This window comes from Butyricimonas sp. BSD2780061689_150309_C8 (assembly GCF_015560935.1).
GTDB lineage: Bacteria > Bacteroidota > Bacteroidia > Bacteroidales > Marinifilaceae > Butyricimonas > Butyricimonas paravirosa.
Genome location: NZ_JADMSV010000001.1, coordinates 542,136 through 567,579, shown reverse-complemented (window position 1 = coordinate 567,579; position 25,444 = coordinate 542,136). Strand labels below are relative to the sequence as shown.

15 protein-coding genes are annotated in these 25,444 nt (G+C 41.3%); 1 reads left to right on the top strand and 14 read right to left on the bottom strand.

Translation table 11 applies throughout. The features are described from left to right. Positions 1-15 precede the first annotated feature (15 nt). The gene (locus I2I33_RS02150) at positions 16-3,399 is read right to left on the bottom strand and encodes a TonB-dependent receptor (RefSeq protein ID WP_195666718.1); all 3,384 of its coding nucleotides are present in this window, start codon (positions 3,397-3,399) and stop codon (positions 16-18) included. A gap of 109 nt (positions 3,400-3,508) precedes the next feature. After that, entirely contained in the window at positions 3,509-4,642 is a 1,134-nt protein-coding gene (locus I2I33_RS02145; protein WP_087419296.1) for a FecR family protein, read from the bottom strand. Between the two features lie 110 nt (positions 4,643-4,752). Between I2I33_RS02145 and I2I33_RS02140 the strand changes: the two genes are divergently transcribed. Beyond that, positions 4,753-7,983, top strand: coding sequence for a glycoside hydrolase family 2 TIM barrel-domain containing protein (locus tag I2I33_RS02140; RefSeq protein ID WP_087419295.1), 3,231 nt, complete (start codon positions 4,753-4,755; stop codon positions 7,981-7,983). 44 nt (positions 7,984-8,027) lie between these two features. On the opposite strand, the gene I2I33_RS02135 is transcribed toward I2I33_RS02140, so the two are convergent. The 12 genes from I2I33_RS02135 to I2I33_RS02080 form a co-directional block, all read right to left on the bottom strand. Continuing rightward, positions 8,028-8,258, bottom strand: coding sequence for an RNA polymerase sigma factor (locus I2I33_RS02135; protein ID WP_087419294.1), 231 nt, complete (start codon positions 8,256-8,258; stop codon positions 8,028-8,030). A 269-nt stretch (positions 8,259-8,527) separates the two neighbouring features. Beyond that, positions 8,528-9,796, bottom strand: a complete 1,269-nt coding sequence (locus I2I33_RS20455) for a thioredoxin family protein (protein ID WP_087419293.1) — start codon at positions 9,794-9,796, stop codon at positions 8,528-8,530. 20 nt (positions 9,797-9,816) lie between these two features. Further along, positions 9,817-10,944: a retropepsin-like aspartic protease gene (locus I2I33_RS02125; RefSeq protein WP_087419769.1), complete on the bottom strand. Its 1,128-nt coding sequence runs from the start codon at positions 10,942-10,944 to the stop codon at positions 9,817-9,819. Between the two features lie 31 nt (positions 10,945-10,975). Next, on the bottom strand, positions 10,976-12,691 hold the full coding sequence (locus I2I33_RS02120) for a S8 family serine peptidase (protein ID WP_087419292.1): 1,716 nt from the start codon (positions 12,689-12,691) through the stop codon (positions 10,976-10,978). A gap of 108 nt (positions 12,692-12,799) precedes the next feature. Further along, positions 12,800-13,816: a peroxiredoxin family protein gene (locus tag I2I33_RS02115; protein WP_087419291.1), complete on the bottom strand. Its 1,017-nt coding sequence runs from the start codon at positions 13,814-13,816 to the stop codon at positions 12,800-12,802. A gap of 13 nt (positions 13,817-13,829) precedes the next feature. Next, positions 13,830-14,807, bottom strand: coding sequence for a hypothetical protein (locus I2I33_RS02110; protein ID WP_087419290.1), 978 nt, complete (start codon positions 14,805-14,807; stop codon positions 13,830-13,832). An 11-nt stretch (positions 14,808-14,818) separates the two neighbouring features. After that, positions 14,819-16,360 carry a RagB/SusD family nutrient uptake outer membrane protein gene (locus I2I33_RS02105; protein WP_087419289.1) on the bottom strand — a complete coding sequence of 514 codons (1,542 nt, stop codon included), beginning with the start codon at positions 16,358-16,360 and terminating at the stop codon, positions 14,819-14,821. A 12-nt stretch (positions 16,361-16,372) separates the two neighbouring features. Further along, on the bottom strand, positions 16,373-19,918 hold the full coding sequence (locus I2I33_RS02100) for a SusC/RagA family TonB-linked outer membrane protein (RefSeq protein ID WP_229128153.1): 3,546 nt from the start codon (positions 19,916-19,918) through the stop codon (positions 16,373-16,375). Between the two features lie 149 nt (positions 19,919-20,067). Beyond that, positions 20,068-21,240 carry a FecR family protein gene (locus tag I2I33_RS02095; RefSeq protein WP_087419288.1) on the bottom strand — a complete coding sequence of 391 codons (1,173 nt, stop codon included), beginning with the start codon at positions 21,238-21,240 and terminating at the stop codon, positions 20,068-20,070. 82 nt (positions 21,241-21,322) lie between these two features. Beyond that, complete coding sequence (locus I2I33_RS02090) at positions 21,323-21,868, bottom strand: sigma-70 family RNA polymerase sigma factor (RefSeq protein ID WP_087419287.1); 546 nt, start codon at positions 21,866-21,868, stop codon at positions 21,323-21,325. Positions 21,869-22,040: 172 nt separating this feature from the next. Next, a complete protein-coding gene (locus I2I33_RS02085) occupies positions 22,041-24,380 on the bottom strand; it encodes a Gldg family protein (RefSeq protein WP_087419286.1) in 2,340 nt (779 codons plus the stop codon). 21 nt (positions 24,381-24,401) lie between these two features. Continuing rightward, on the bottom strand, positions 24,402-25,325 hold the full coding sequence (locus I2I33_RS02080) for an ABC transporter ATP-binding protein (RefSeq protein WP_087419767.1): 924 nt from the start codon (positions 25,323-25,325) through the stop codon (positions 24,402-24,404). Positions 25,326-25,444 lie beyond the last annotated feature (119 nt).

Here is a 25,444-nt window from a genome sequence, read left to right as displayed (position 1 = left end):
TTTCACATTATTTTATCAGAAAGATATTCTTGCCCCGACATTAAAAGTCCGGGTCATGGGATACACGCTGTTATCTACAGCCGCACCCGCAATACGATTAGAACTAAAACTTTCCGGATTGGGTCCCGGGTAACTCGTGAAAGTGTATACATTATTTACCGAAAACGAGACATCCAAAGATTTTACAAAACCCGTTTTCTCCACGATCTTCGAGGGTACACTGTAATTCAAGTTCAAATTCTGTATCTTGAAATAAGAGGCATCGTGCAAGTAGAAATCAGAAAAATAACTTGACAACTTGTTCTCTATCTTCATTTTCGGATATTTGGAAGTCGGGTTCTCGGGTGTCCAACGTTTCAATGCAATATCCAACAAATTCGAAGGAGTGGACCAACTCATATTGAATTGTTTGCCCTCTCCATCCCAAGATTTCATATTTCCATAGCTAAAAGATCCCTGTACACTCAAAGAAAACCCTTTCCAACTGGCACGCAAAGATACTCCCCCAGAAAAATCAGGAACCGATGATCCCAATACGGTTTTATCCTCATCAGACTGATAAGCAAAATTCACCCGTCCGTCACCACTCAAATCTACAAATTTAATGTCTCCCGGAGAGGTCTTATCATATTTACTCACGCCTTGATAGGGGTAATCAGCATTCAGAGCCTCGCAACGATCCACCTCTTCTTGCGTTTGAAATATGCCATCCGTTTTGTAACCATAGAATAAACCCAAAGTCTTACCTTCTTGAATAACCGTGTTACTCAACGTGGAAGTCGTAAGTGATGACCTGAATTCCCGATCTAGATTGGTAATCTTGCTTACATTTTTAGAGATATTAAATCCTAATTCCAAACGTAGATTCTTACCATCCAGAACACGAGCATTCATGTTAAATTCGATACCTTTATTCTCGATCGAAGCCAAATTCACCGTTGCATTAGCAGTAATTCCCAAACTGGGAGCCGGAGTAAAAGGGTAAAGCACATCCGTACTCTTTTTTAAATAGATCCCTAAAGTACCCGTAACCCGGGAACGTTTTAACAACCCGAAATCAAGGGCCAAATTGTATTGCTCCGTACTTTCCCACTTCAAATCGTCATTTCCAATTTGCTTGGGAATAAAAGCCGGCTTATCTAAATATTCCGAGGATCGGAACATCGCTCTCCAACCGTATTCCCCGATAGAAGCCATCCCTGTCAATCCCCAGCTAGCCCGGATCTTCAACAGGGTAAGCCATGACTTGTCTTTTAAAAAATTTTCACCTGCAATATTCCAAGCCAATGCTATAGCAGGAAATGTCCCGTAGCGATTATTCCGGGCAAATGAAGAAGAAGCATCTCGACGAACGGAACCTGTAAAATAGTATTTCCCACCATAATTGTAATTCAAACGCAAGAAATAGGAAAACATGACAGCAGCCGAAGAACTACCATTTTTGTAAGCAAAATTAGCTCCTTGCCACAATCCGGTTTGAATTTTATCATCCGGAAAATCATTGAATCCAATGCTACAACTTTCCCGGCTACGATGCGTGTAAGTCAATCCGGCAACGACATCAAACATATTTTTTTTCAAAGCCTTGGCATAAGACAAAGTAGCCTCCAATTCTTTTTTCTGAGAAGTGGTGGTCGTTTCTATCAAACTTCCTTTCTGCCCTGTATAACTGGCACTACCGTTATAAGTTGTACTTGGTTTATAATCCCGCCCTTTTTCATCCTCATAATTATAAGAGAACATGGCACGCAAGTTCATCCCCCGAATAATCGAAGCCTCGGCAGAAACAGAACCATACAGATTTTTAGTTTTCCGATTATTCTCGTTTTGCAGTTCCACCAATGGATTACTCAAATAGTTTGTCTGATTATTATATTCATATTTATGAATATAGTATGAACCATCCTCATTATAAGCAGGAAGATCGGGACGAGCAGAGGCTGCCGTCATCAAAGATTGATTATTGATGTCATTGTCCCCGAAATCACCTTTCAGAGAAATAGCCGTCCTTAAAAATTTATACGGACGCATATCCACATTCAACGACAAGTTATATTTCTCGTCTTTCGTGTTTGGCAACATACCGACATTTTCATTGTAGCCAAAAGAAAGATAATAACGAGCCTCCGAAGCTCCTCCCGAAATAGAGAAGTTGTGAGTTTGTTTAGATGGTGTACGCATGAGTAATTTCATCCATTCGGTATTTGCCTCGCCCAAAAAACCTGGAGCCATGATAGCCATATACCCCGGATACGACTCGATTCGATCGTAGTTATTTTCCATGGCTGAATTTCTCACGGCCTCAAAAAGTAACAGTTTAAACTCCTCGGGAGAAAGCGTGTTGATACTAGATGTTAATTGTGCAAAACCACGATTATAACTATAAAAAACCCGCGGTTTACCAATCGTCTCTCCTCGCTTACTGGCAATGATGATCACACCCGCGGAAGCTCTGGAACCGTAAATAGCAGCTGCAGAAGCATCCGTCAACACGTCCAAACTTTTTACATCACGAGGATTAAGCTGGCCGATATTGAAATTATCCGGCATCGGAACTCCATCCAACACAATCAACGGATTGACATTCCCCTTAATGGAAGAAATACCGCGAATCTGAATCTGGACCTCTGCACCGGGAGCATCACTGCCTGTCAAAACATACATACCCGGAACCTGTCCTTGAATGATCTGCCCGATGTCCGTGGCAGCTGATTCAGAAAGCAATTGTTCGTCTATATGGAACACGCTCCCCGTCAAATCCTTTTTTTGAGCAGTTCCATACCCGATAGCGACGACTTCATTTAACTCGTTCACCTCTTCTTCCATGACAACCACAATCTCTTTTCCATCTTCAGCGATAAACTCCTTCGGTTTATAGCCCACAAAAGTTGCCTTCAAAGTAACTCCCGCTTTAGGAACAATAATCGTAAAAACGCCATCCACATCGGTTGTCACCCCGGCTGTTGTATTTTTAATCATAATGGTCGCCCCCGGTAATACCTCCCCGGATTTATCCCGCACGACTCCCTTGATTTCAATTCCATCCATTTTAGAAGCCTTCTTGTCGGCAAGCGTAATGACAATAGTTTTTCCTTGCAGGATATATTTCAATCCCGTGCCTTCTAAACACGTTTCAAGGGCCTCCTCCAATTTCACGTTCTTCACATCAATTGTAACATTCTTATAAGCATTAACCTGTTTCACGTTAAATAACACTTTATAAGAAGATTGAGCCTCTATCGCCCGCAATACTTGATCTAAAGATTTGTTCTTCATATTCAATGTTATATTCTGGCCATAACCTCCATAAGAGAAGCCAACCAGTAGAATAAACATGAAGCACGAGAATTTCACGCATTTCGCTATTGGCGAAAATTCAAATAATAGATTTTTTTTCATACTTTTGTTATGATTTGAATTTGTTGCTATTAGTACTTTTTTACAAATTTCGAATCGGTGCCGGAAAATGTTGCAAGCTATTTCCGGCTTTTTTCGAAATATAAATATCCTATTTCCGGATATAAACAGTTCGGTCCTTTATCTCATAGTGCATCGTTTTGGTTAATACTAGTATATCTAACACTTCGGTAATTTCATCACTCCGGGTGATTGTTCCATAGAAAAGTTCTGACTTCAGCTCTTCATTTTCAAATATGACATCCACATCATACCAACGGGCTATTTTCCTCATCAATGATTCCATGGACTCGTTATCAAAGAAAAATTGACCATCGATCCAAGAAACAAAAGATGCCACATTCACCTGACTCACAACACACTCCCCAGATGCCGTATCCACGGCACACTGCTCTCCGGCCAGCAATTTGCAGACGTTCCCATCCTCTGTCAAAATATTAACACCCCCTTGAACCAAAGTCGTCTGAATGAAAGCTTCAGAGGGGTAAGCCATCACGTTGAAAGAGGTACCCGTCACTTCCACGTCCAATTTTTTAGTTTTCACGATAAAAGGTTTCGTTTTATCTTTAGCCACGTTGAAAAATGCCTCACCTTCGAGATAAACGATCCGGGAATCTCCTGAAAATTCCGAAGGATATTGCAGTCGGGAATCAGCATTCAAACGAATCACTGTCCCATCTGCCAATGTCAAGGAAAAATCACCTCCCTTCGGAACAGACAATCTATTTAACCGGAGTCCCTCTGCCACCGCCATATTTTCTTTCGCAACGACATGATCCGTTATTTTCCCTTTATCATTCATAACTAAAGAGTTCACATCCAATACTAACGTCTTTCCATTGGCATATTCAAGAGTAACTTTTTTGGGTTCTTGTTTACAAGCAATCGAGGAAACTTCCACTTCCGGAAAAGAACGGAACAAGAACAACATTCCAATCGCAAGTAATAACACAGCTGCCATGCCTGCAACAACAAGGAAAACCATTTTCCGACCTTGTCCCCGCAATCTTTTATTTTTCTTCTGCAATTTCTTCCATTCTTTTTCAACTTGGATCATTCCCGCCAATTCCAACTCGTCGATACGTTCGTAAGAGAATTGTAATTTTTCAGCTAAATCCTGATATTCCGGAAATCTTTGAAATAATACATCCAATTCTTTCCGTTCATTTTCAGACAATTCGTTCTGAAATGCTAACGCCAATAACTCCAACAATCTCTTTTCCATTTTTTATATTTTACATACATAACACTCGTATTATAAAAATCATTAGTACTTTTTATAATTTTAACAAAAAACACTATCTTTAGACTTCAAAACCTCAAACTACATACAAAATGAAAAAACTATTCTCCACGATTATCTGTTGTTTAATCTGTTCCATGGCTTTCATGCAAGTGAAACCGGAATGGCAAGACGAGACCATACCCTTTGTCGGGAAAGAATATCCCCGGACAGCATTCATGACCTACAGTAATGTGGATAAAGCCCGGAGTAATGATTTCAACACATCCCCTGATTACAAATCGCTCAACGGGAAATGGAAATTCAACTGGGTTCCCTCCTACAAAAAACGCCCCATGAACTTCTATAAAACAGATTTCGACGATTCTGCGTGGGGAGAGATTGATGTCCCGGCAAACTGGGAAGTAAACGGTTACGGAACTGCACTTTACACGAATCACCCTTACGAATTCTGTCCTCGTAACCCACAACCACCTCTTTTGCCGGAGGAAAATCCAGTGGGATCTTACCGGAAATACATCGAGATACCCGAACAATGGAACGGGAAAGAGATATTCCTACATATCGGTGCGGTAAAATCGGGATGCTACCTGTACGTGAACGGCACAAAAGTCGGGTATAGCGAGGATTCCAAGACAGCCGTGGAATATAACATTACCCGCTACTTGAAACCGGGGCGTAACCTTATCGCCCTTGAAGTATACAGATGGTCGACGGGAAGCTACCTGGAATGTCAGGACTTTTGGAGAATCAGTGGGATCGAACGGGACGTTTACTTGTTCGCACAATCCCCCGTACATCTTCGAGATTTCTCGATCCAACAAGATCTGGACAGCACATACAAAAACGGACTTTTCGGGCTGGATTTATTCCTAGAAAACGCCAATCCCCGGCAAACGGGCCAAGTCACCGTCTCCTACCAACTGGAAAGCACCTCGGGAACACGAGTGGCAGAAGGGACACAAACCATTAAAATAGATTCCATCGCAACAGTCCATTTCGACACGAAGATAGCCCAAGTCGCCCCATGGACGGCCGAAACCCCAAACCTGTACCAGCTGTTTATCCGGATCGAACAACCGGGGAAAAAACCGGAAATCATTCCTTTCCGGGTCGGTTTCCGAAAACTGGAAATCCGGGGGAACCAATTCCTAGTAAACGGTCGTGCCGTACTGATTAAAGGCGTGAATTATCATGAACACAACGAGCACACGGGTCACGTTCTCAGCAAGGCGGATATGCGCAAGGATTTCGAGAACATGAAACGCCACAATATTAATGCCGTACGATGCTGCCATTACCCCCAGCAAAGACGCTTTTACGAACTTTGTGATGAATACGGATTTTACGTTTGTAACGAAGCGAATATAGAATCCCACGGCATGGGCTACGATCTTCGCAAAGGAAGAACACTAGGGAATAACCCGAACTGGCTGAATGCCCATATAGATCGGACCATAAACATGTACGAAACCGGGAAGAATTATCCCTGTGTCACGTTCTGGTCTCTGGGGAATGAAGCCGGAAACGGGTATAACTTCTACATGACTTACAACTGGCTAAAATCCAAGGACACGACACGTCCCGTACAGTACGAGAGAGCCTTGCTCGAATGGAACACGGACATCTACTGCCCGCAATACCCGGGCGCAACCACGCTGGAAAAATGGGGTAACACGCAAACGGATCGCCCTTATATCATGTCGGAATATGCCCATGCCATGGGAAACAGTACCGGGAACCTCATGGACCTCTGGGATGTGATCTACCGTTATCCCAATCTACAAGGCGGGTTCATCTGGGATTGGATCGACCAAGGAATCCTCGTGCAAGATGAAGAAGGAACCCCGTTCTGGGCATACGGCGGAGATTTCGGGGAAAACTCCCCGTCTGACGGAAACTTTTTGTGTAACGGAGTGGTCGGCCCTGATCGAGAACCGCACCCCGGTTTAACCGAAGTGAAAAAGGCCTACCAGTACGTGTGGTTTCAACCCGTTGATCTAAGAAAAGGAATCATCCGGGTAGAAAATCGATACGATTTCACGAACTTGAATCAATACACGATCGAGTACACGATACAGGCAAACACGGAAACCGTACAGTCCGGAACTCTGCCCACGCAACATCTCGTCCCCGGGGCAAACAAACAGCTCACGATTCCACTCAGAAACGTGAAGAATAAACCCGGAACGGAGTATTTCCTAAACCTCTACGTGAAGTCCAAACAAGCGACATCCACCGTTCCTGCCGGCTACATCGTGGCCTCGGAGCAATTCAGATTACCGGATTACACCCCGGCACCCGTGTTCCGTCCCACCCCTGAAAAAACACTAGCCATGGAAGAGAACGGACCGGAAATCCATATATCCGGCACAAATATCGACTTCGTGTTTAACAAACAGAAAGGATACGTGACTTCCTACCGAGCCAATGGCATCCAATACATTGCCGAAGATTTCGGGTTCCAACCTAACTTCTGGCGGGGCCCTACGGACAACGATTATGGCAATGGAATGCCGAATCGTCAGCAAGGCTGGAAACAAGCAAGCAAGAATTTCAAGATTGCCGGGATCAGAACCTCTACTTCCGCAACAAACACGAACCTAACCATCACGTACAGGCTTCAAGAAACCAACAGCAAATACCACGTGTCTTACACGTTATACCCGTCAGGCATGATCCACGTGGCCTGCCATCTGGAAACACAACCGGATGTACCTGAACTTCCCCGAATCGGAGTACGTTTCAGAATCCCCACGGACATGAATCAACTGGAATATCTCGGACGGGGTCCCGAGGAAAACTATTGTGACCGGAATAACGGAACGTTTATCGGCCATTACAAAAGTACGGCCGAGCAACAATACGTTCCATACGTACGGCCACAAGAAAACGGCCACAAGACAGAAACCCGCTGGCTGGCACTCACGGATAAAACCGGGAAGGGCCTCCTGTTCATTGCCGACTCGAACTTCATGGAGTTTAACGTTTCCCACAACCGAATTGAAGACTTCGACGGGGAAGAATCCAATCGCCCGTACCAATGGCAAAACTTCACGAAAGGAGAATCCCATGACCCGCTCATGGCGAAAAAACGGAAACCTAAACAAACGCATATCAACGACATCTTCCCCCGCAATTTCGTGGAAGTATGCCTAGATCACCGCATGATGGGTGTTGCCGGGGACGATGCCTGGGGATCTCAACCTTACCCCAAATACAAGCTCCCGACAAACAAGGATTACCACTGGAATTTCACCATTCTACCGATCAAAAATAACATGGAAATCAGCGAGAAGCTAAGTTATCAGTACTTACCCTAGAAAATAAATGAAGTCGTACCGATGAAAGTACGACTTCATTCATCTCACACGATTCTCATGATCTGCAACCAGAAAAATAAACCACCCAGGCGGCTTTTTAATCGATAAATAGCCTCCCTTTTACAAGCCCGCACGTCTTTTTCCGGAAGAGAAAGAATTTCTGCAATTTCCTTGTTATTCCTACCTTGAAGGTATAACCAAAATATCTCCCTGCAATCTTCAGGTAATTCCGTAATAGCTAAATACAACTCTTGATAAATATCTTCCCGTACCAAATTATAACCCTTTCGTCCAAATGATCACGGACAAATATAAAACATTCTTTCCAACAAACAAAACCCTATCTAGTGGATAAAGTTTATAGACTGATAAAGAATGTGAAGTTAATCCTAAAACGGGAAAGTTGAAATTCACCTAATATCTCCAAGTTTAATAACAGACTAATCCTAATTATCTCTATAAAGATGGAAAATCATACCCTTATAAAAATAAGGGAGATTATCAGTTTTGACAATCCCCCCGAATCAATAATCCTTATTGAAAACTATTTCAGTAATTGCTCCATGATGATCTTCTCCACTTTTCCCGGTTCCGCCCCAATCTCTTGTATAGGCTTTCCTCCCACCGGTAAAAACATAAACGTGGGTAGTGCATTTATTCCAAATTTATTACACAATTCCTTTTCTTTATCCGCATTCACTTTCAAGAAAATCACTTTATCCTTATACTTAGCAGCCAGTTGCTCCATGAATGGCATCATTTTCATACAAGGTCCACACCAAGATGCCCAAAAATCAATCACAACAGGCTTATCTCCTTTAAACGTGAAATCGGTTCCTTTCAGATAATCATGAATATTTTCCCGGAAATAAACCCCGGTAATCTCGTTCACCTTGCCACTTTCCACGGTAACATAATTCTCGATGACATCATCTTTTACCGTAACCTCATCAAATGACTGGAAATAAACGGTCTGACGCAAAAAATCCACAGAAAGTAAACCATGTTTTAATATTTCGGTACCAATCACAGAACGAATTAACGATTTATTTTCAGCAATCGAAACATCTTTAAAAGCCATCCGTACGAAATCACATTGTCCTACAACCTTAGCTGGAACCATGACCAAAGTTTTACCGTAACCGGCATAAACCTGTACATTCTTTCCTGCAGTCCCTGTCAACCGGGCAAAATCCGTCGCATTCAATTCCACAAGCCCTTTATTCCAAGTATCCAACATGCAGGAAAAGGTGACTCCATCAATAGTTATCGGACATTCCATGCCAACCCCTTGAAGCAATTGTGCATTCGCCCGGTTCGTTAATTTCATGTAAGAGGGACGATAAGGCTGAGACATGGTCAATTTCTTACGCTGGGAATCAATCGTCAGAACCACCCGCTGGAAAATTGCTCCTCCCACAATCCCGGCAACACCCAGTTCCCGCAAATAAGGTTCGTCCTTTAAAACAAAAGCACCAAGCCCGTTAGCGAAAGCGTTATTCCCAAAAGAAATTGAATTCAAAGAAACTGAACGAAAGGTCGGGATATTCTTGTATTGGAAACAATCATACGGGATTTTCGCCTTCTCGGTCGTATCTATATTAAATTTTTCCACGTATTCAGGCAAAATAGCCGTCTGCCCGGCCAAATCCAACACGAAATCAGCCTCCACGCTATTTACCAAACAAGTAATGATAATCTTACCATCAACTTCTTTATACTCTCTTACCTCGGATACGGTATTTTTCATCTGTGCCCGTGATACCAAAGGCAATAATATCATGAAACAACAAACCCACAATATATTTTTCATACTCTAATTTATTTTCTCAATTAATAAACAATTACTTTCTCTCCTTGACGAGTAAGCACCGTCACCTTTGTTTTCTTTTTTGCTTTCAATTCCGGAATCCCGTTAATAATACTCTCGCAAAAATCATATTTACCCACTGGTTTCCCGTTAATTTTAATTACCTTATCCCCCATCTCTATCTCTCGTTGCATTTCTCCCCAAACAGCTCCCACCACGAGATCTCCATCCTTTACCAGAAAACCCACATCATGACTTTTATTCAAATATTTGCTCTCCGTCTCGTACGCATCAAAATAGAAACGCCCCCGGGGATAATCTATAATCACTTTCCCGTAATTCAATAATTCCATCCCCAACAAAGTATAAGGAGGAGTACTTGTCTCCGCAATCACCTCCCGAAACTTAGCCACTCCTACGGACAGCAAGGGAAATTTCACTCGATGAACAGTATCTGATGCCGCTTGTCCCCCCACACTAATGGCTCCTGTCGTGTATCCTTCAGCAACAAGTTCGACGACGGCATTAGCTTGTAGAGAGTTGAAATCTGTCTTTTTCAAGGAGAAGAACTTAGGGCACCCCGTGTCAAACAAACAAGTTAAGTTATACCCACCATTCACGACAAGGGAGATTATCGGCATCCCTGCCGTCACGAAGGGACGCATCGCCCGAAGGGATACAGAAGATTCCTTCTCTGCCGTTTGAAGGGTGATCATCTTTTTCTTCCCGTCAATCTCCAGTATAAGTTTAGCAAGTAGATCACTACCTATCAGTCCATCAACTTGAAAACAAGCAAAAGGGGAGGGTTCCGGAATAATCATAGCAGAAGTCTCTCTAAATTCGAATACATTGTCAGGAGTTTTGATACTTTGAACCGACACCAAAGGATAGAAAGACTTTTTCCCATTCGCATCTGTTACGGACAAAGAATCCGTCACTGTCAATCCCAGTTCCCGGCAAAACTCCCCGGTCAAAGTTGTCCGGGATGCTCCCGTGTCGAAAATAAATGACCGTAACATTCCATTCACGTTCATATCCACAACCATCTTTCCCCCAACCAACCGGTAGGGGAATTCCGATTTATAACGTTGAGCTACCACCGAAGAAACCCAGATACAAAGGAAGCACAAAATAAGAATCGGATATTTCATGATTTTACCCTTTACTCTCATCATATTCCAATTATTTACTCCATTCATCGGCAACTTTCACGGCTTCCAAGGCATTCACGATTCCGGCAGAGAGACACAATTGATCGAAAAGATATAAATCCACGTATTTCTTTCCTTCTCTCTGCACGTTTTTCTCCAACTCAATTCCTTTCCGTGAAGTAACGGTCTTCAACAATATATCACGAATCTGTCCTCCCGTCAACTTCGGGTAGTAAGTTTTGATTAAAGCTGCCACACCCGCAACGGTCGCTGCGGCCATCGGGACTCCATTCCCGAATTGGTAAGTATCTCCCGTACAAGTAGAAAAGAGTTTCATTCCCGGTGCAAAGATATCCAATTCCTTAGACCCGAAATTCGAGTTGGCAGACGGCATTCCATCCTTACCCGACATTCCTACCGTCATCAGGTTCGTGAACTCCTTGCCGCCATCCATCCAACGATTGGGGAAGAAAATATTTTCATTCAAATCCCGAGAAAGTTCATGTACCGGAACAATGACCAATGCACCTTTTCCCTCTGCATAACGAATGGCCTCGCTCATCCATTGTTTCTGTTCTTCCGGATATAAAGAATTCTGTTGCGGAAGCATAATCACGGAAGCCCCATGATCCACGGCATAACGAATAGCCAATGCCATATCTTTCAAATAAGGTTCACCCTCACCAGCTTGCACAACCAAGGTCATAATCTCCGCTTGATCGGCAATCGGGTTATTTCTTCCTTCCACCCCGCGCTGACCGACAATCACCCCTGCAATCATGGTTCCTATTGCAGCATCCGCCGTTAAAAGTACATTATTTCCATATACCCGATCATTTATATCGAGATAATTGTCTCCAACAATCACCTGACGACCGTCATTCCCATATTTCGCATAAGTCCGATCATATTTTTGTTGTCCATCAGTAAAACGACTCTCGGCAACAAAAATTTTGTAGATTGATTCCCAATCATCCGTTCTTCTCGTATTAGCAACAATTTGAATCCCATATAATATCATCCCTCGAATTGAGGTATCGTCTTTGCTTGGAGCACAAACCTCAAGTACATCCGCAACCGTAATCTTTTCCTTGTCCGGATATTTAGCCCGAACCTCTTTGTCAAATAATCGGGTATAATCGGCTGAAACATGATCCATCCATTTTGTACTCATAGCCTGTGCCAATCGAGATTCCTTCCATACGTATTTCCGATAATAATTAAATTCTTCGGCATTCTCAGGTGTGAATATTTCTTTCTTTCCGGTAGCAAAAGAATAATAAATATCCCCATCACTAACCACATCCCCGTACTTATCCTTGAAACGTAAAAACTCACGTTCCCCCTCACGCATCACAAAAGGCATCACCTGACCGTCTTTCCCTCCAATAAAATTCCAACCATTCATGTCATCCACATACCCGTTCTTATCATTATCTTTTCCATCCTCTTTTTCTTTCTTATTTTTCCAAATATTAGCCTTCAATGCCTCGTGCTCCGTGTCAATCCCCGTACCGATAAGAGCTACAATTGGCCGAGTCTTCACCTTTTTCCCTTTCAAGAATTCATAGGCCTCGTTCACACAAGCCCCGTACACTCCATCTTTCTCGAAAGAACAATTGTACCAGTCTCTATCCACCTGATTCTTTTCTTCCACTTTTGTTTTTTGTTTTACCAATTGTGCATTCACAGCCCCACTTATGGCAACAAAAACACTTACAATCAGAGCAATAACATACTTTTTCATCTTTACAGTTTTTTATTTTTTATACAATACAAACCCTTTTTCAATTGAAAATTGAAAATGCAGAATTGAAAATTAGAATGAACTTACAAAATGATTATAATCACTAAATCATAACTTACCTTCTCTCGCTTTCTCGATAGCTTCTTTTACTTTTTCACCTCGCAGATCTCGGGCTATAATTTTACCATCCTTATCAATTAAAACGAGAAAAGGAATCTGGTAAAAACCGTAAGCCGCTTGAACCTTATTGGGTTTATTTCCTTTCGTGAATCCTTCACTATCCCACAAAGTAACCCAAGGTAATTGATCTTCTTTAACCATTCGCCGCCAATCTTTCTCCCGGTTATCCAACGATATACTGATGAACACCAAATCATCCCCTTTCAGTTTATCATAAATCGGGATTAACTTTTTTGCCTCCAACCGACACCCACCACACCAAGATGCCGAAAAATCAAGCAACACGAATTTTCCCCAGAAGTCACTCAAACTTACCTCGTTTCCATCAACATCCACAAAGGTAAAATCGTAAGCCTGAGTTCCGATAGCAATACTCTGTCGCTTTGTAACTTCATCCACCAAGTATTTCACCACTTGAGCCTCTCGTCCATCCTCCGGGATCAAATCCAATACTCGTTTGTAGGATTCGTAATCGTGCCCGAGATAAATCTTGTTCAGATACATCAAAGCCCCACGTATCACAGGCTCCAGACTCTCGTCTTTCTCCACGAAGTTCTTAAATACTTCCTTTTTGAAAACCTGCTCTTTACACTGCCCCATGATCTCTAACAACTTCATGTGTAAATCAATCCCCTCGAATTCCAATGTACTCTCTTCTGGTTTTTGGTCATTCAGGAAACCATTCATACTCACCACGTTGTTCGTGAGAATAATTTGTTCCGTGTAATCACCGATATGGAAAATATACAAGTCTTCCCGGATATTCACGGGTTTAGTCTTGAATTCTTTATCGCTTTTCACTGGGTATTCGACAATCGTATTCCCGACTAAATCAGTTACCTTGATCGTCAGTGGACGTAGTGTCCTCAGTTTTCCCTGTAGGGAAAACTGAGCAGACACGCTTAACGTCACGCAAATAAATAATATTGATATCAATAATCTCATAACTTATCACCTATTATTCATTCTTTCCAATTATAGCTGGTAACTCTGCCATCTGAGTAATATCCCAACTATATTTATCTTTCATATATTTTACCGTTGAATCATAATACCGGATAATTAACGGATATTTCTCTTGTGGATACTTTATCAACACGGAATCCCGAGTATAACGTAAACCCAATTTCAAATAATTCGCAAAATTGGTTTTAGCGTCAATCGTACCCGAAGGATTCGTAAAATTATAAGCAGTAGGAACCATATTTCCAGGATATCCCAACTTCATGTAATAATTCTCCGCACTAACAGTTGTACTATATTTTTGCGAATAATCAAAATCCCCTCCTGACTGAAATTCCGATGGAATTGCAATCTTCCCTTTATTTACCATCTTAGCCAGAATATTTTGCAAAATAACAGTTCGCCGTGCTTTATATTCCCATGATGTCTTCGGTAAATCGTAAGGCTTATAAGGCTTAATAATTAAACCGTTAGGATATTCAATATAAGCGAGGTTCTCTTCCTTTGCCCGAAAAGAAAATCCCCAATAATCCAATCCATCCCAATAACAAGCTAAAGGAGCAAATCCCCCGGAAAACCCTCCGGTCATTCGCAGATCATCCACTAAATAAATATAATTCGGTAACACCCCTTTACATAGCTCCGGTTTCAAAAAGACAAATACCTGACTTTTCATGAAATTCGAATAAAACGCTGCATAATCATCACTTAATGGTTCCCCACGATATTTTATCGTGTACGTTCCGGACCATGCCTGATTCAAATCCAAAGAATCAAAAGCCGTGTAAATCGGAATTGTCCCGAAAGTATTTGCAATCTCTTCTAAATCCTGATCCCAAGTACTGTTTCCTTGTGGAAACTCAAAACGACTAATACTGGAAGCATCTTCACTCCGGGGATATAACTTATCCTCATCGTTGCAGGCAACAACTGTCACGAGCAAAAGCAAATTAAAAATATACTTGAATTTCATGGTTCCTCGTTTTATTGTAATATTTTCTTTGTTGTCAATCTATTCTGTTTCAATGCCGGATTACGTTCTATTACATCAGAAGAAATCGGTAGCGTATAGGCTGCATCTTCTTTTTCAATCACGTAATTTCCCAAGTAATCACCATATTCAATCCAACGCCGTTTAAAACTTGGCATACCGTAACGGCGTAAATCAAACCACCGTTGACCCTCGAAACAGAGTTCCCGACGACGCTCTTCCCGAATAAAATTCAATAACTCCTCCCCGGAATAATTGACTTCATAATTCTTCCCTTCCGCATACCGTTTTTCTCGTAGTTCATTAATCATTCTCAGAGCCAATTCTTCATCTGTATTATACACTGCCTCCGCCAATATCAGATAAGCCTCGGATAAACGCAAAGACATACCGAACACCGTATTGTATTTCACGCTATTATTATAATTCATGATACATTTACTCCACGGAAGATAATGGCCCTCAGCTGGTTTAAGATCCTTCGGTTGTGCATTATCTGCACCCCTCAACTCTTGTACGAGATACAACGTCTTTCGTAAATCTTCCTCTTCAAAACAATCAATTAATCCTTGTGAAGCATTAACCATATAAGCCAATGTTTTTCCGTCCTCCATATAATCTGCCAACCCAATTGTCGAAACAAAATCCGAAGCATTTCCATAAGCCCAGATTGTCTCCGGATTCTCTAACGACACATAATTGGGATAAGAAGCATCAACCCCGGCCACAATCTCATCAACCTTGATAAATGACTTCAAGTCATATAAACTATAGTCCCAGTCTTCTATAACTTTCCGAGCATACTTAGCCGCCCCTTCCATATCCTCCATGTGTAAACATACACGAGCATGAAGTAACTCCACAGCAGGCAAATTAATTCGATAACTCGCTTTATTCTGTGATGCTTCCGGTAAAGTCAGAAAATTTTTCTCTGCCTCATTCAGATCTTTAATAATTTGCTCGTACACTTCTCCCACAGTCGCACGTTTTTCGTAATTATCGGATAAACCACTAGCTAGTTTCAAAGGCACTCCATCAGCAGCTTTGTTATAATTGTAAGGTTCTCCAAAAAGATTTACTAAGTTGAAGTAAAAAAATGCACGCAAAGCATACGCTTGAGCCGCAACATATGCCTTATCCTCTACAGAACCAGTAACATCACTTAAATAATCCAAGGCTGCATTCGTACCCAGAATAAACTGATAATACGTTTCCCATTGTTTCATGGCATTAGTACCACTTTCGTACAAATCATACATTTCAGGATCCCAAGAATAAACCAGCCGAAAGTTCTCTATCGCAGATGTTGTTCTCTGTGCAATATACACGTCACTCATCTCAATATCATCATCTAAAGCACCATGAAGACTAAACAATCCAGTAGTAGTGGCTTTCGGATAAGCCTCACCAAGTAACATCTCATTCAATGCATCCGCAGTTTCCGGAACATATTCGCTAGGTGAATCCGGTTCTAGAAAATCTGAACATCCACTCAATCCCGCAACTAAAATTATACTGAATAATATTTTTTTCATACTTCAATCCATTTAAAAACCAACATTAATTCCTAAAGAATAGGTTTTCGGCATTACCCGATCTTGCGCCTCCGGATCAAAACCATTATAACGTTTAGAGGCAATAACAAACAGATTATTCACAGATGCGGTAACAGCTAGATTGTTCAGTCCGAACTTCTGAATCATCTTATTATTCAATCTCCAACTCAAATTTATACCCCGGCAACGCAAAAATGATCTCGGAACAGTCAATGCATCCGAATACGAATATGCTTGCAGAACATCGTAATTACCACCTGTCGGCAACTTCATCATTTTATCTGAATTCCCAATCATAAAACCTGGAATATTAGTATGGGCTTCATCACCCGGCTTTTTCCATCGTTTTAATAAATCCTTGTTAAGATTCTTATCAGGGTCTGGCATATAACTTCCATTCTGCATATCACGATACGGAGACTTCAATCGAGTTACTCCACCCAATAACAGGGAGAATGTGGTTCCCAAAGTAAAAGAATGATACCGAATATTTAAATTCAATCCACCTGTGAAATAAGGATCTTTCTGACCAGAATATACCAAAAAACTAGTCCGATCCCCGTTATATTCCTCTTCCGACATGATTCGATTAAACGTAGGGCGACCATTTTCCGGATTCAATCCGGCAAAATCAAATGACCATATACTTCCTAAAGGATATCCTTTTTTCAGAATCATTACGCTACTTCCGACAAGATATGTACTTACATCAACAACTTTTTTATCCGTCTGTCCTCCGGAATTCCAATTCTTAGAAGAGTTCACACTCATATTGATACCAAAATTATCTGTATTCACCGGAGTAAAAGAAACTGTAAATTCAATTCCTTTATTATAAATAATACCACCATTAACAGACATCGTACTCTGCCCATTCTCATAAGGAATATCCATGCTAATAATTGCATTAGAACGTCGAATATAGTAATCGATATTTGCATTCACCTTTCCAAAAAACTGTAGATCTAAACCAAAATTCCATGAATGAGTACGCTCCCATGACAGATTCGGGTTAGGAATAGATTTAATCGCCGAGTAATACTCATTATAAATCCCCATCACACCCTTTTGATTTAAGATCAAGTCTGGGCTGAGGTTAGTCAAGGCATTTCCCTGAATACCCCACGTGGCTTTTACATTTACATTCGTTAAAACCCTTTGATTTTGCATGAATGGTTCCCCACTCATTCTCCAAGAGGCTCCCAAAGAATAGGTCGGGTCAAAACGTTTATTCGTATTCTGCCCGAAACGATTGGATGCATCATTACGAACGTTAAAATTAAAAACATACTTATTTTTCAACGAATAAGCCAATGTCGCAAAGACTGAAAAGAAATTATTCGTTTGCTCACTCAAAGTACTTTTACCGTTATACAATTCTTCAAATATACCGTATCCATCCAGTGCTGATCCTCCTCCAACCGGTGAAAAATCATTCGGAAGAGTCGGAAGAACAGTTAAATTACCTCGATCTGGGATATATCCGTAACGTGTATACTGATCATTTTTATTTTTGGTAGAACGAGCTTCAACGGCTATCATGGCATTCAACCGATGGATCTCATTAAAAGTTTTCGAAAATAACACCTTATTTTGAATATTATACGAACTCACTGTAGCTGCAGAACTGAACAAGACTCCACCGAATGGCAAAATAGCCGCTTTAAACCACGGATCCTCGGCATCAATCGAGCCATAATCATATCCTCGGTAGCTTTCTGCAATTGCAGATGAACGTTCTAACTGCCATGATTGACTGTTCGTAGTATTATATGAATAGCCTCCAGTAAACTGATAAGTTAACCAATTCAATATCTTCCATTGAAAATCAAAATTCAAATTCAAATTACTTGTATTCACCTCTGAACCCGTATTCTCCAATTCATTTAACACGTTAAAACCGATAGACTCTGCCTCTTTATTATATTTATAATCAAGCTTCTTACGATAATAAGAATAGCTTCCATCTTCATTAAAGGCTGCAATAGAACGGCTTGTGGTCAAAGCATAATTCAAAGGATCTACCCCATTAAATCCCTTATTCGTTCCAGTTGTTCCATTCATTGTTAAATTTATACGAACATTTTCACGTAAGTTTACTGTAACAGCTGCCCTACCAGTCAAACGTTCAGAACTATTTCCCTTTTCCTGCCCATCATTCTGGTTATATCCCACCGAAAGAGCATAATTTACTTTTTCCGATGCACCAGTTACACTCACGTTATGATTATGCCCGAAACTCGTTCGAGTCAACAAGTCCAACCAGTCTGTATTAGCCGTTTCCAAATTATTACGAACCTTTATAAATTCATCAGACGTAAGTTCCCCATCCTGAAACATTCTCAATGCACCCTCATAAGTATACATTTGTTTTACCGGTTCTCTGAAATACCTTAATCCATCCGCAAAAGCATCCTCACTGAACTCTATACGTTCCTGTGAGTTCATCAAGTTAAAGTTTTTATACTTCGGACGAGGTGCAACCGAAAAGTTACCGGAATAATTAATCGACATACGCCCCACTTTACCTTTCTTTGTTGTGATAACAATAACCCCATTAGAAGCCTTGGAACCATATATAGCAGTGGCAGAAGCATCTTTCAATACAGTAATTGTTTCAATATCATTCGGATTCAGCCAAGAAACCTGATTACCAATAATCTCTCTCATGTCCTCAGCCATATTAGAACTAGCATTAATAGAGATAGGATCATCCTGAATGATTCCATCCACCACCCAAATTGGATCTTGGTTACCTAACAGGGTTGAAGTCCCCCGAATCTGGATTTTAGGAGAAGCCCCTGCACGAGTACTGGAACTCAACACCATCATTCCCGGTACCTGCCCCTGTAACATCTGATCGATATTAGCATAAGCCGGCATCATAATATCCTCAGCTTTCACTGTCGTGTACGATCCTACCATATCTTTCCGGTTCACATTCTGATAACCAGTACTCACCACTGTCACCTCGTCCATCTCGTTCACGGTCTCTTTCAGCACAACGTTAATCGTATCCTGTCCCGTGTATTTCACCTCCTTCGTTTCCATTCCTACGAAAGAAAACAGTAATGAAAGATTTTCCACCTGCGGTAGCCTCAACATATACTTACCATTCGCATCCGTAGCCGTACCGACTGTTAACCCCTTCACAATAATTGTTACTCCCGGTATCGGTTGTTTTTTATCATCCGTCACCCGACCAGTAATCTTTATTTCCTTTTTTTGTTGGGGGTGGGCTAATTTACGAACAATCACGATCCGATCCACGATCTCGTAATCAAAGCCATTCTGACGTAATACCTGATCTAAAATCTGTTTCAGTGTTACATCTTTCAATTCCACACTCTGTACTTTGCAATCCCCCAAACTTTCTCTACGATACACGAACTCATAATCCGTGTTCGCCTTCAAATACTCCAGCACGTCTTCAAGCATCTCGTCATGGAATACCACGTCCATTTTCTGTTCTTGCGAGTAACTCATGGCACTTACAGAACCAAACGCAACAAGCAAAATAAAAACTTTCAATGTCATAACTAACAGAATTTTTCGCAATCTTCTCCCAAGAAGACTACACGTCATACTCTTTTTTTTCATACATTTGTAAAGTATTACATTAAACATTCATCTGCGACCAACAGATGTTTGGCAAAGGGGGAATCGACCAAATTTCCCTTTTTTATTTATTGATAAACAGTTACAGTTTGATTTTTCACGTTAAACTTCACTTCACCCGTTTTCTCCAATATATTCAAAACCGACTCGAAAGAGGCATAACGAGGAATTTTACCCTTAAACGTAGCCTCCTTTAAAGACGTATTCTGATAGAAAACCGTAAAATCATACCAACGAGCCAATTTTGACATAATCTCTTCCAAGGTATGATTCTCCAACACGAACATCCCGTTTCGCCAGCTTATGACCTCCGCCACGTTTACCTTCCGGGTGTACATCTTTTCATCATTCACTACGGATTGCATCCCCGGATCAAGAATCACGGTTTGCCCGTCGGCATCCACCTTCACTTTCCCACTGACCAAAGTGGTATAAGTGTTCTTCTCTCCCGGATAGGCATCCACGTTAAACTCAGTTCCTAATACTTCCACAGTCTGTTTTTTCACGACAACACGGAAAGGCTTTCTCTCATCCTTCGTCACTTTAAAATACCCCTCTCCCTCTAATTCCACCTCTCGTTTATCATTTCCAAAAGTAACCGGATATTTCAGTTTAGAATCGGCATTCAACCAAACCCGGGTACCATCGGACAAAATCAAGTCAAACTCGGCCCCCTTGGGAACTTCAATCGTATTATAGGCCAATTGCGCTTGCCGTGGTAAATTCTCTGCCGAGTAAGACAATGTTGATTCACCAGCCTTCTTTACTAAAATTCCAGCCTCTTCAAAATCCCCCTTCAAACTATCCAACAACATTGTAGTCCCGTCATCTAACCTTAACACGGGACGTTGTGGTTTCATCAAAGCGATTGCCACTTGTTCCTTTACGGGTTCTTCAGTTCCTCTCTCAAACAAATATAAGCTACTGAACACGGCCACGACAAATACTGCCGCCACGGTTCCCCAACGCAAAACCCGTAATCTCAACTCTTTCTTACGTTGGAGCTGCACTCGCTTTTCCATATCCAGCAATGCTTTCCGACGACCGATTCTTTGGTAGTTCTTAAAACCGACCTCTAGGAATTCTCCATCTTGCCAACGATCATACAACAGCTTATTTTCCGGAGAAACTTCTCTCCATTCTTCCAACTCCCGAAGTTCTTCTTCAGAAAGCTGTCCTACTCGCTGTCGGGCAAGTAATCCGGCTATTCGAAACCATTTTTCATTCTCACGCGTAATCATGCGGTTATTTTTTTAATCCCCCCTATAACGCAACACCCCTCAAAAGGGGCAATGAAAAATTGAAGTTTTTTCAAAATAATTTCTATAACCCTGAAAATAAGAACAGAAACAAAGAAGGTTCTAGCTTTTTACGCAAAAAATCCAAGGCAGTCGCCTTGTATTTTTTCACGGAGCTATCGGATAAACCTAATTTTTCCGCGATCTCCACATTCTTTAGCCCTTCCATAAAGCTCATCTCAAAAACGATTCTTGCCTTCTCCGGCAATTCTTCGATAGCGCTATACAACAATGTCTGGGCCTCTTGATCAATCACCGAATTAGCAAAACAAGATGCATCCTCCAACTCCCGGACATACCGCTCCCGGGCTGAATTTTTCCGGTGAATACTAATGATGTCATTTTTGATCGCCATGTAAAGAAAAGCCTTGAACGTGTACACGGAATCGAATTTATTTCTTCTTTCCCAAGCACTGAAAATGGCATTCTGCACACAATCCTCTGCCAGAAATTCGCTTTCCTCCCCCAAATACTTGATGGCATACAAGATTAATCCCGGATAAACATTCCGGTATAACAAATCTAACTTTCCTTGTTGAAAATCAATTAATATTTGAGTATTCCAATTCACTTGTCAAGTTTTACCGTACAAGTATAAGGAAAAAAATCAGACTCTAGAAACTCCTGATTCAAAAAGATATATTCCCTCTTAACAAGTTTTACTCATAAAGAAAGGTTGGAATTAAAAATTCCAACCTCCACCAATCGTTCAGTCTTAATTCAAGACTTACACGCACAAACCGCTATTTCCCTTTTCTCCGGATCAGCACGAAAATACCCATCAAAAGGAGTAATGCCGGAAATATCCATTGTAACACAACTTTAAGAGAAGCCCCAGCCTCCATACCAAGATTCAATTTATTATCAATATATGACGGACGAGAAGTATTCACTGGTAATTCTTCATAAGAGAACCAATTAAGCATCGCCATAAGCAAGGCCCCGTTAGCAGAACTAATTCCCCTACGAGAAACAGCTAATTCACCCATACTAATACAATCGGCATCCCCTGACACGATGATTCGTTGCAAACGCCCGGCTTGTTCTCTCTCCAAGCCCACCATCGTAGTCTTCACTCCAGCCCGTTCCCCGATCTTGGGATTCAAACGAGCCGTATCATTCACAAAATCAACAGTCTCTAACTCATTCCAAGCCATAGAATCTCTAGAAATTAATAACGGGATCACCCGAAAACCTTTATCTGATTTTTGCTGAATAGACAAAGCCCCCGGCATGACCAATGAAAGAGCTGAATTTTTCCGATGTGTCATATTGTATAAATTATCCCAAAGATGAGACAATTCTCTGACACTATCGGTTACTGTACAGAGGAGCAGATTCATTGGATATTCACGCACAGCTTCCTGTACCAACACTCCCGGTTCAAACTGAAGTCCTAATCGTTCCATCAAAGGAGTCAAACAAGAATACGTCTTCGGTTTACTTGCCACGAATAAATTTTTACCATTTTCCACGTAACGGAATAAAATATCTAACTCTTCGCTCGAGAACGGTTCCAATGGATCCGACACGATCAAAATATCCAAACTATCCAACGCCCCGTAACCATCTTTTAGGCTAACATCCATCACATCGAAACCTTGATTAATCATTGCCCGACGATAAGTTTTTTCTGATACAAAATAAGAATAATCCCGATTTAGATCTCCCACACTGGAACGAGTTCCTCGGTCTTCAATAAAACCAACCCGAGGCAATCGCATAGCAATTCGTTTTAAGGCGGCAGAAATTTCCGTCTCTCCCGGTAAAGGATTCATATACTCACGATAGACACGTAAAAATGTCCGTTCGCCATTTTCCCGCTCAATCAATGTCACGAAATCATACCTCTCGTCACTTAAACGAATCCCTTTTTCAACTTCCACTTCAGCTATTTCCTCTGGAGTCAGATAACGTCCTAATCGGGTATCTTGCAATTTTACCGCATCTTTTGCCGCTCCCAATAATGTTTTCCCCGGATACCGATTTTTAAAATTCTCATTTGTAGTATCTGCATGGTAATAAAAAACATAATCTAACTCCATATCCGGTTTACAGCGAATATACCGTTCGTAACGATCAATATCTCTTTTTATTCCTTTTGCCGTCATCCCATAAAGTTCTCCAAACAAATTCACATAAGTTGTCAATTTCAACTTACCGTCGAGTTTCTCCACGATGTCTTGACTCGCTTTCGTCAATGAATTTTCTTTCGTGTAAGTAGCATCATAATACCACTTTAACATCGGACGTGACGTCAAATATCCCACCAGCATCGTTAGGAGAAATATTCCCAAATAACGGGAAACTTTCCCTGCAAACGAACAACTTTCTCGCAACAATTCCAACTTCAACACGGCAAAACCAAGAAACATTCCACTCATAATAACAAAATAGATAATATCCTCGCTACAAATCAAACCCCTGATAAAAGTATTTGCCCGTCCGCCTAAAGATAACCAGTACGTGATTTCACGCACAAACGCATACTCCTGCCAAATTCCTGAAACAAGCCCCAGCAATGTCAATAAAGCGATCATCCCGATCGCAGCCACGATAGGATAATTGGTTAGAGTTGACATGAAGAGACCTATCGCCGCATAAAGCCCGAATAAGAGATACAATCCCAACAATCCTGTTAAGACGGTCGCCCATCCAAACGATTCCACAATACACCCAGAAATCACAACAAACACCAATAATATGGCCATCATGATCAACCCGTATAGCATCATTCCTAAATATTTTCCCAACACGATATGTCGTCCCGTAATCGGAGCCGAGAATAACAATTTTATAGAACCCCGGCTAAACTCCTGACTGATTAATCCCATTGTCAACAAGGGCATAACCAAATAAAACCACTGACTCACACTTCCCCAAAGCCCTCTGGAATTATAGAAAATTTCTTTAGAAATTGCATATAAGTTTCTACCTAATTCCTGTTTACGGGATAAACTTTCCATCATCTCACCAAACGTCATCCCCGTCATAAACACAAAAAGGACAAGTAAAAGCCATGCCACAGGTGAATAAAAAAGATTTGATAACTCCAAACGAGCTATCCTGTATATTGCTCTCATAATAGTTTACTTTTAATATGATTATTTTCCTGACAACTTAGCAAACACTGCCTCCATAGAACTCTTTTCAGTCCGGATCTCTGTCATTTCCCATCCTCTAGTAACACTTTCACGAATCACTTGTTTGACCGTGTCCCGATCTCCGTCATACAACAAACGGGCACCTCGACCACTCACACTTTCCACCTGCTTGATACCGGGAAGTGCCATTAACTCATCGGGCAGCGGAGGTACATCAAATTCGGCATAAAGCGTATTCGGTTTGATATAATTATCAAACTCCTCCACGCTACCGGAAAATACCACCCGCCCATGTTCAATCATTTTGATTGTTGAACAAGTAGCTTGAACTTCCGACAATATATGTGTTGAAAGCATTACTGTATGCTCTTCCGCTATATTTCGAATTAATTGACGAACTTCCAGAATTTGGTTTGGATCCAATCCATTCGTAGGCTCATCAAGAACTACAAATTTCGGATTGTGTAAAATAGCCTGAGCAATACCTACTCGTTGCTGATACCCCCCAGACAGATTACGCAACAACCGATCCTTCATGTGCGTAATCCCACAGCGTTCCTCTGCCAGGCTAATGGCGGTATTGATTTTCTTCCGATCCATCCAGTGTATCTCGGCGCAAAAACGCAAATACTCATCCACGGTTAAATCCGGGTATAATGGAGGCTTTTGAGGTAAAAAACCGATATATTTTCGGGCAGCCACGGGATCCTTCAATGTATCGATTCCATCAATATACACCTTACCTTGAGTCTGTTTTAACACACCACAAATAATATTCATTGTCGTTGATTTTCCCGCACCATTTGACCCCAGTAAACCAACTACCCCCGAACCATTAATCTCAAAATCAATATCCTCGATTGCCCACCGGGTTGTGGTATAACGATGATATAAATGTTCTACTTTTACAATTGGATTTTCCATACATACGATTTTATTCATAATTATAGCCAGGTATCAAAACAACGACACCTTATTTCATGTTCTATAAAAGAGACACCATCCCCATCCCGCACCAGGATAAGAGCGGTGTCTCTATATAT

Excerpts from the sequence above, each read along its gene's own strand:
- I2I33_RS02095 (WP_087419288.1), bottom strand. The coding sequence starts at position 21,240 with ATGATTACGCGTGAGAATGAAAAATGGTTTCGAATAGCCGGATTACTT.
- I2I33_RS02145 (WP_087419296.1), bottom strand. The coding sequence starts at position 4,642 with ATGGAAAAGAGATTGTTGGAGTTATTGGCGTTAGCATTTCAGAACGAA.
- I2I33_RS20455 (WP_087419293.1), bottom strand. The coding sequence starts at position 9,796 with ATGAAAAATATATTGTGGGTTTGTTGTTTCATGATATTATTGCCTTTG.
- I2I33_RS02080 (WP_087419767.1), bottom strand. The coding sequence starts at position 25,325 with ATGGAAAATCCAATTGTAAAAGTAGAACATTTATATCATCGTTATACC.
- I2I33_RS02105 (WP_087419289.1), bottom strand. The coding sequence starts at position 16,360 with ATGAAAAAAATATTATTCAGTATAATTTTAGTTGCGGGATTGAGTGGA.
- I2I33_RS02120 (WP_087419292.1), bottom strand. The coding sequence starts at position 12,691 with ATGAAAAAGTATGTTATTGCTCTGATTGTAAGTGTTTTTGTTGCCATA.
- I2I33_RS02100 (WP_229128153.1), bottom strand. The coding sequence starts at position 19,918 with ATGACATTGAAAGTTTTTATTTTGCTTGTTGCGTTTGGTTCTGTAAGT.
- I2I33_RS02150 (WP_195666718.1), bottom strand. The coding sequence starts at position 3,399 with ATGAAAAAAAATCTATTATTTGAATTTTCGCCAATAGCGAAATGCGTG.
- I2I33_RS02115 (WP_087419291.1), bottom strand. The coding sequence starts at position 13,816 with ATGAGATTATTGATATCAATATTATTTATTTGCGTGACGTTAAGCGTG.
- I2I33_RS02110 (WP_087419290.1), bottom strand. The coding sequence starts at position 14,807 with ATGAAATTCAAGTATATTTTTAATTTGCTTTTGCTCGTGACAGTTGTT.
- I2I33_RS02125 (WP_087419769.1), bottom strand. The coding sequence starts at position 10,944 with ATGAAATATCCGATTCTTATTTTGTGCTTCCTTTGTATCTGGGTTTCT.
- I2I33_RS02085 (WP_087419286.1), bottom strand. The coding sequence starts at position 24,380 with ATGAGAGCAATATACAGGATAGCTCGTTTGGAGTTATCAAATCTTTTT.
- I2I33_RS02140 (WP_087419295.1), top strand. The coding sequence starts at position 4,753 with ATGAAAAAACTATTCTCCACGATTATCTGTTGTTTAATCTGTTCCATG.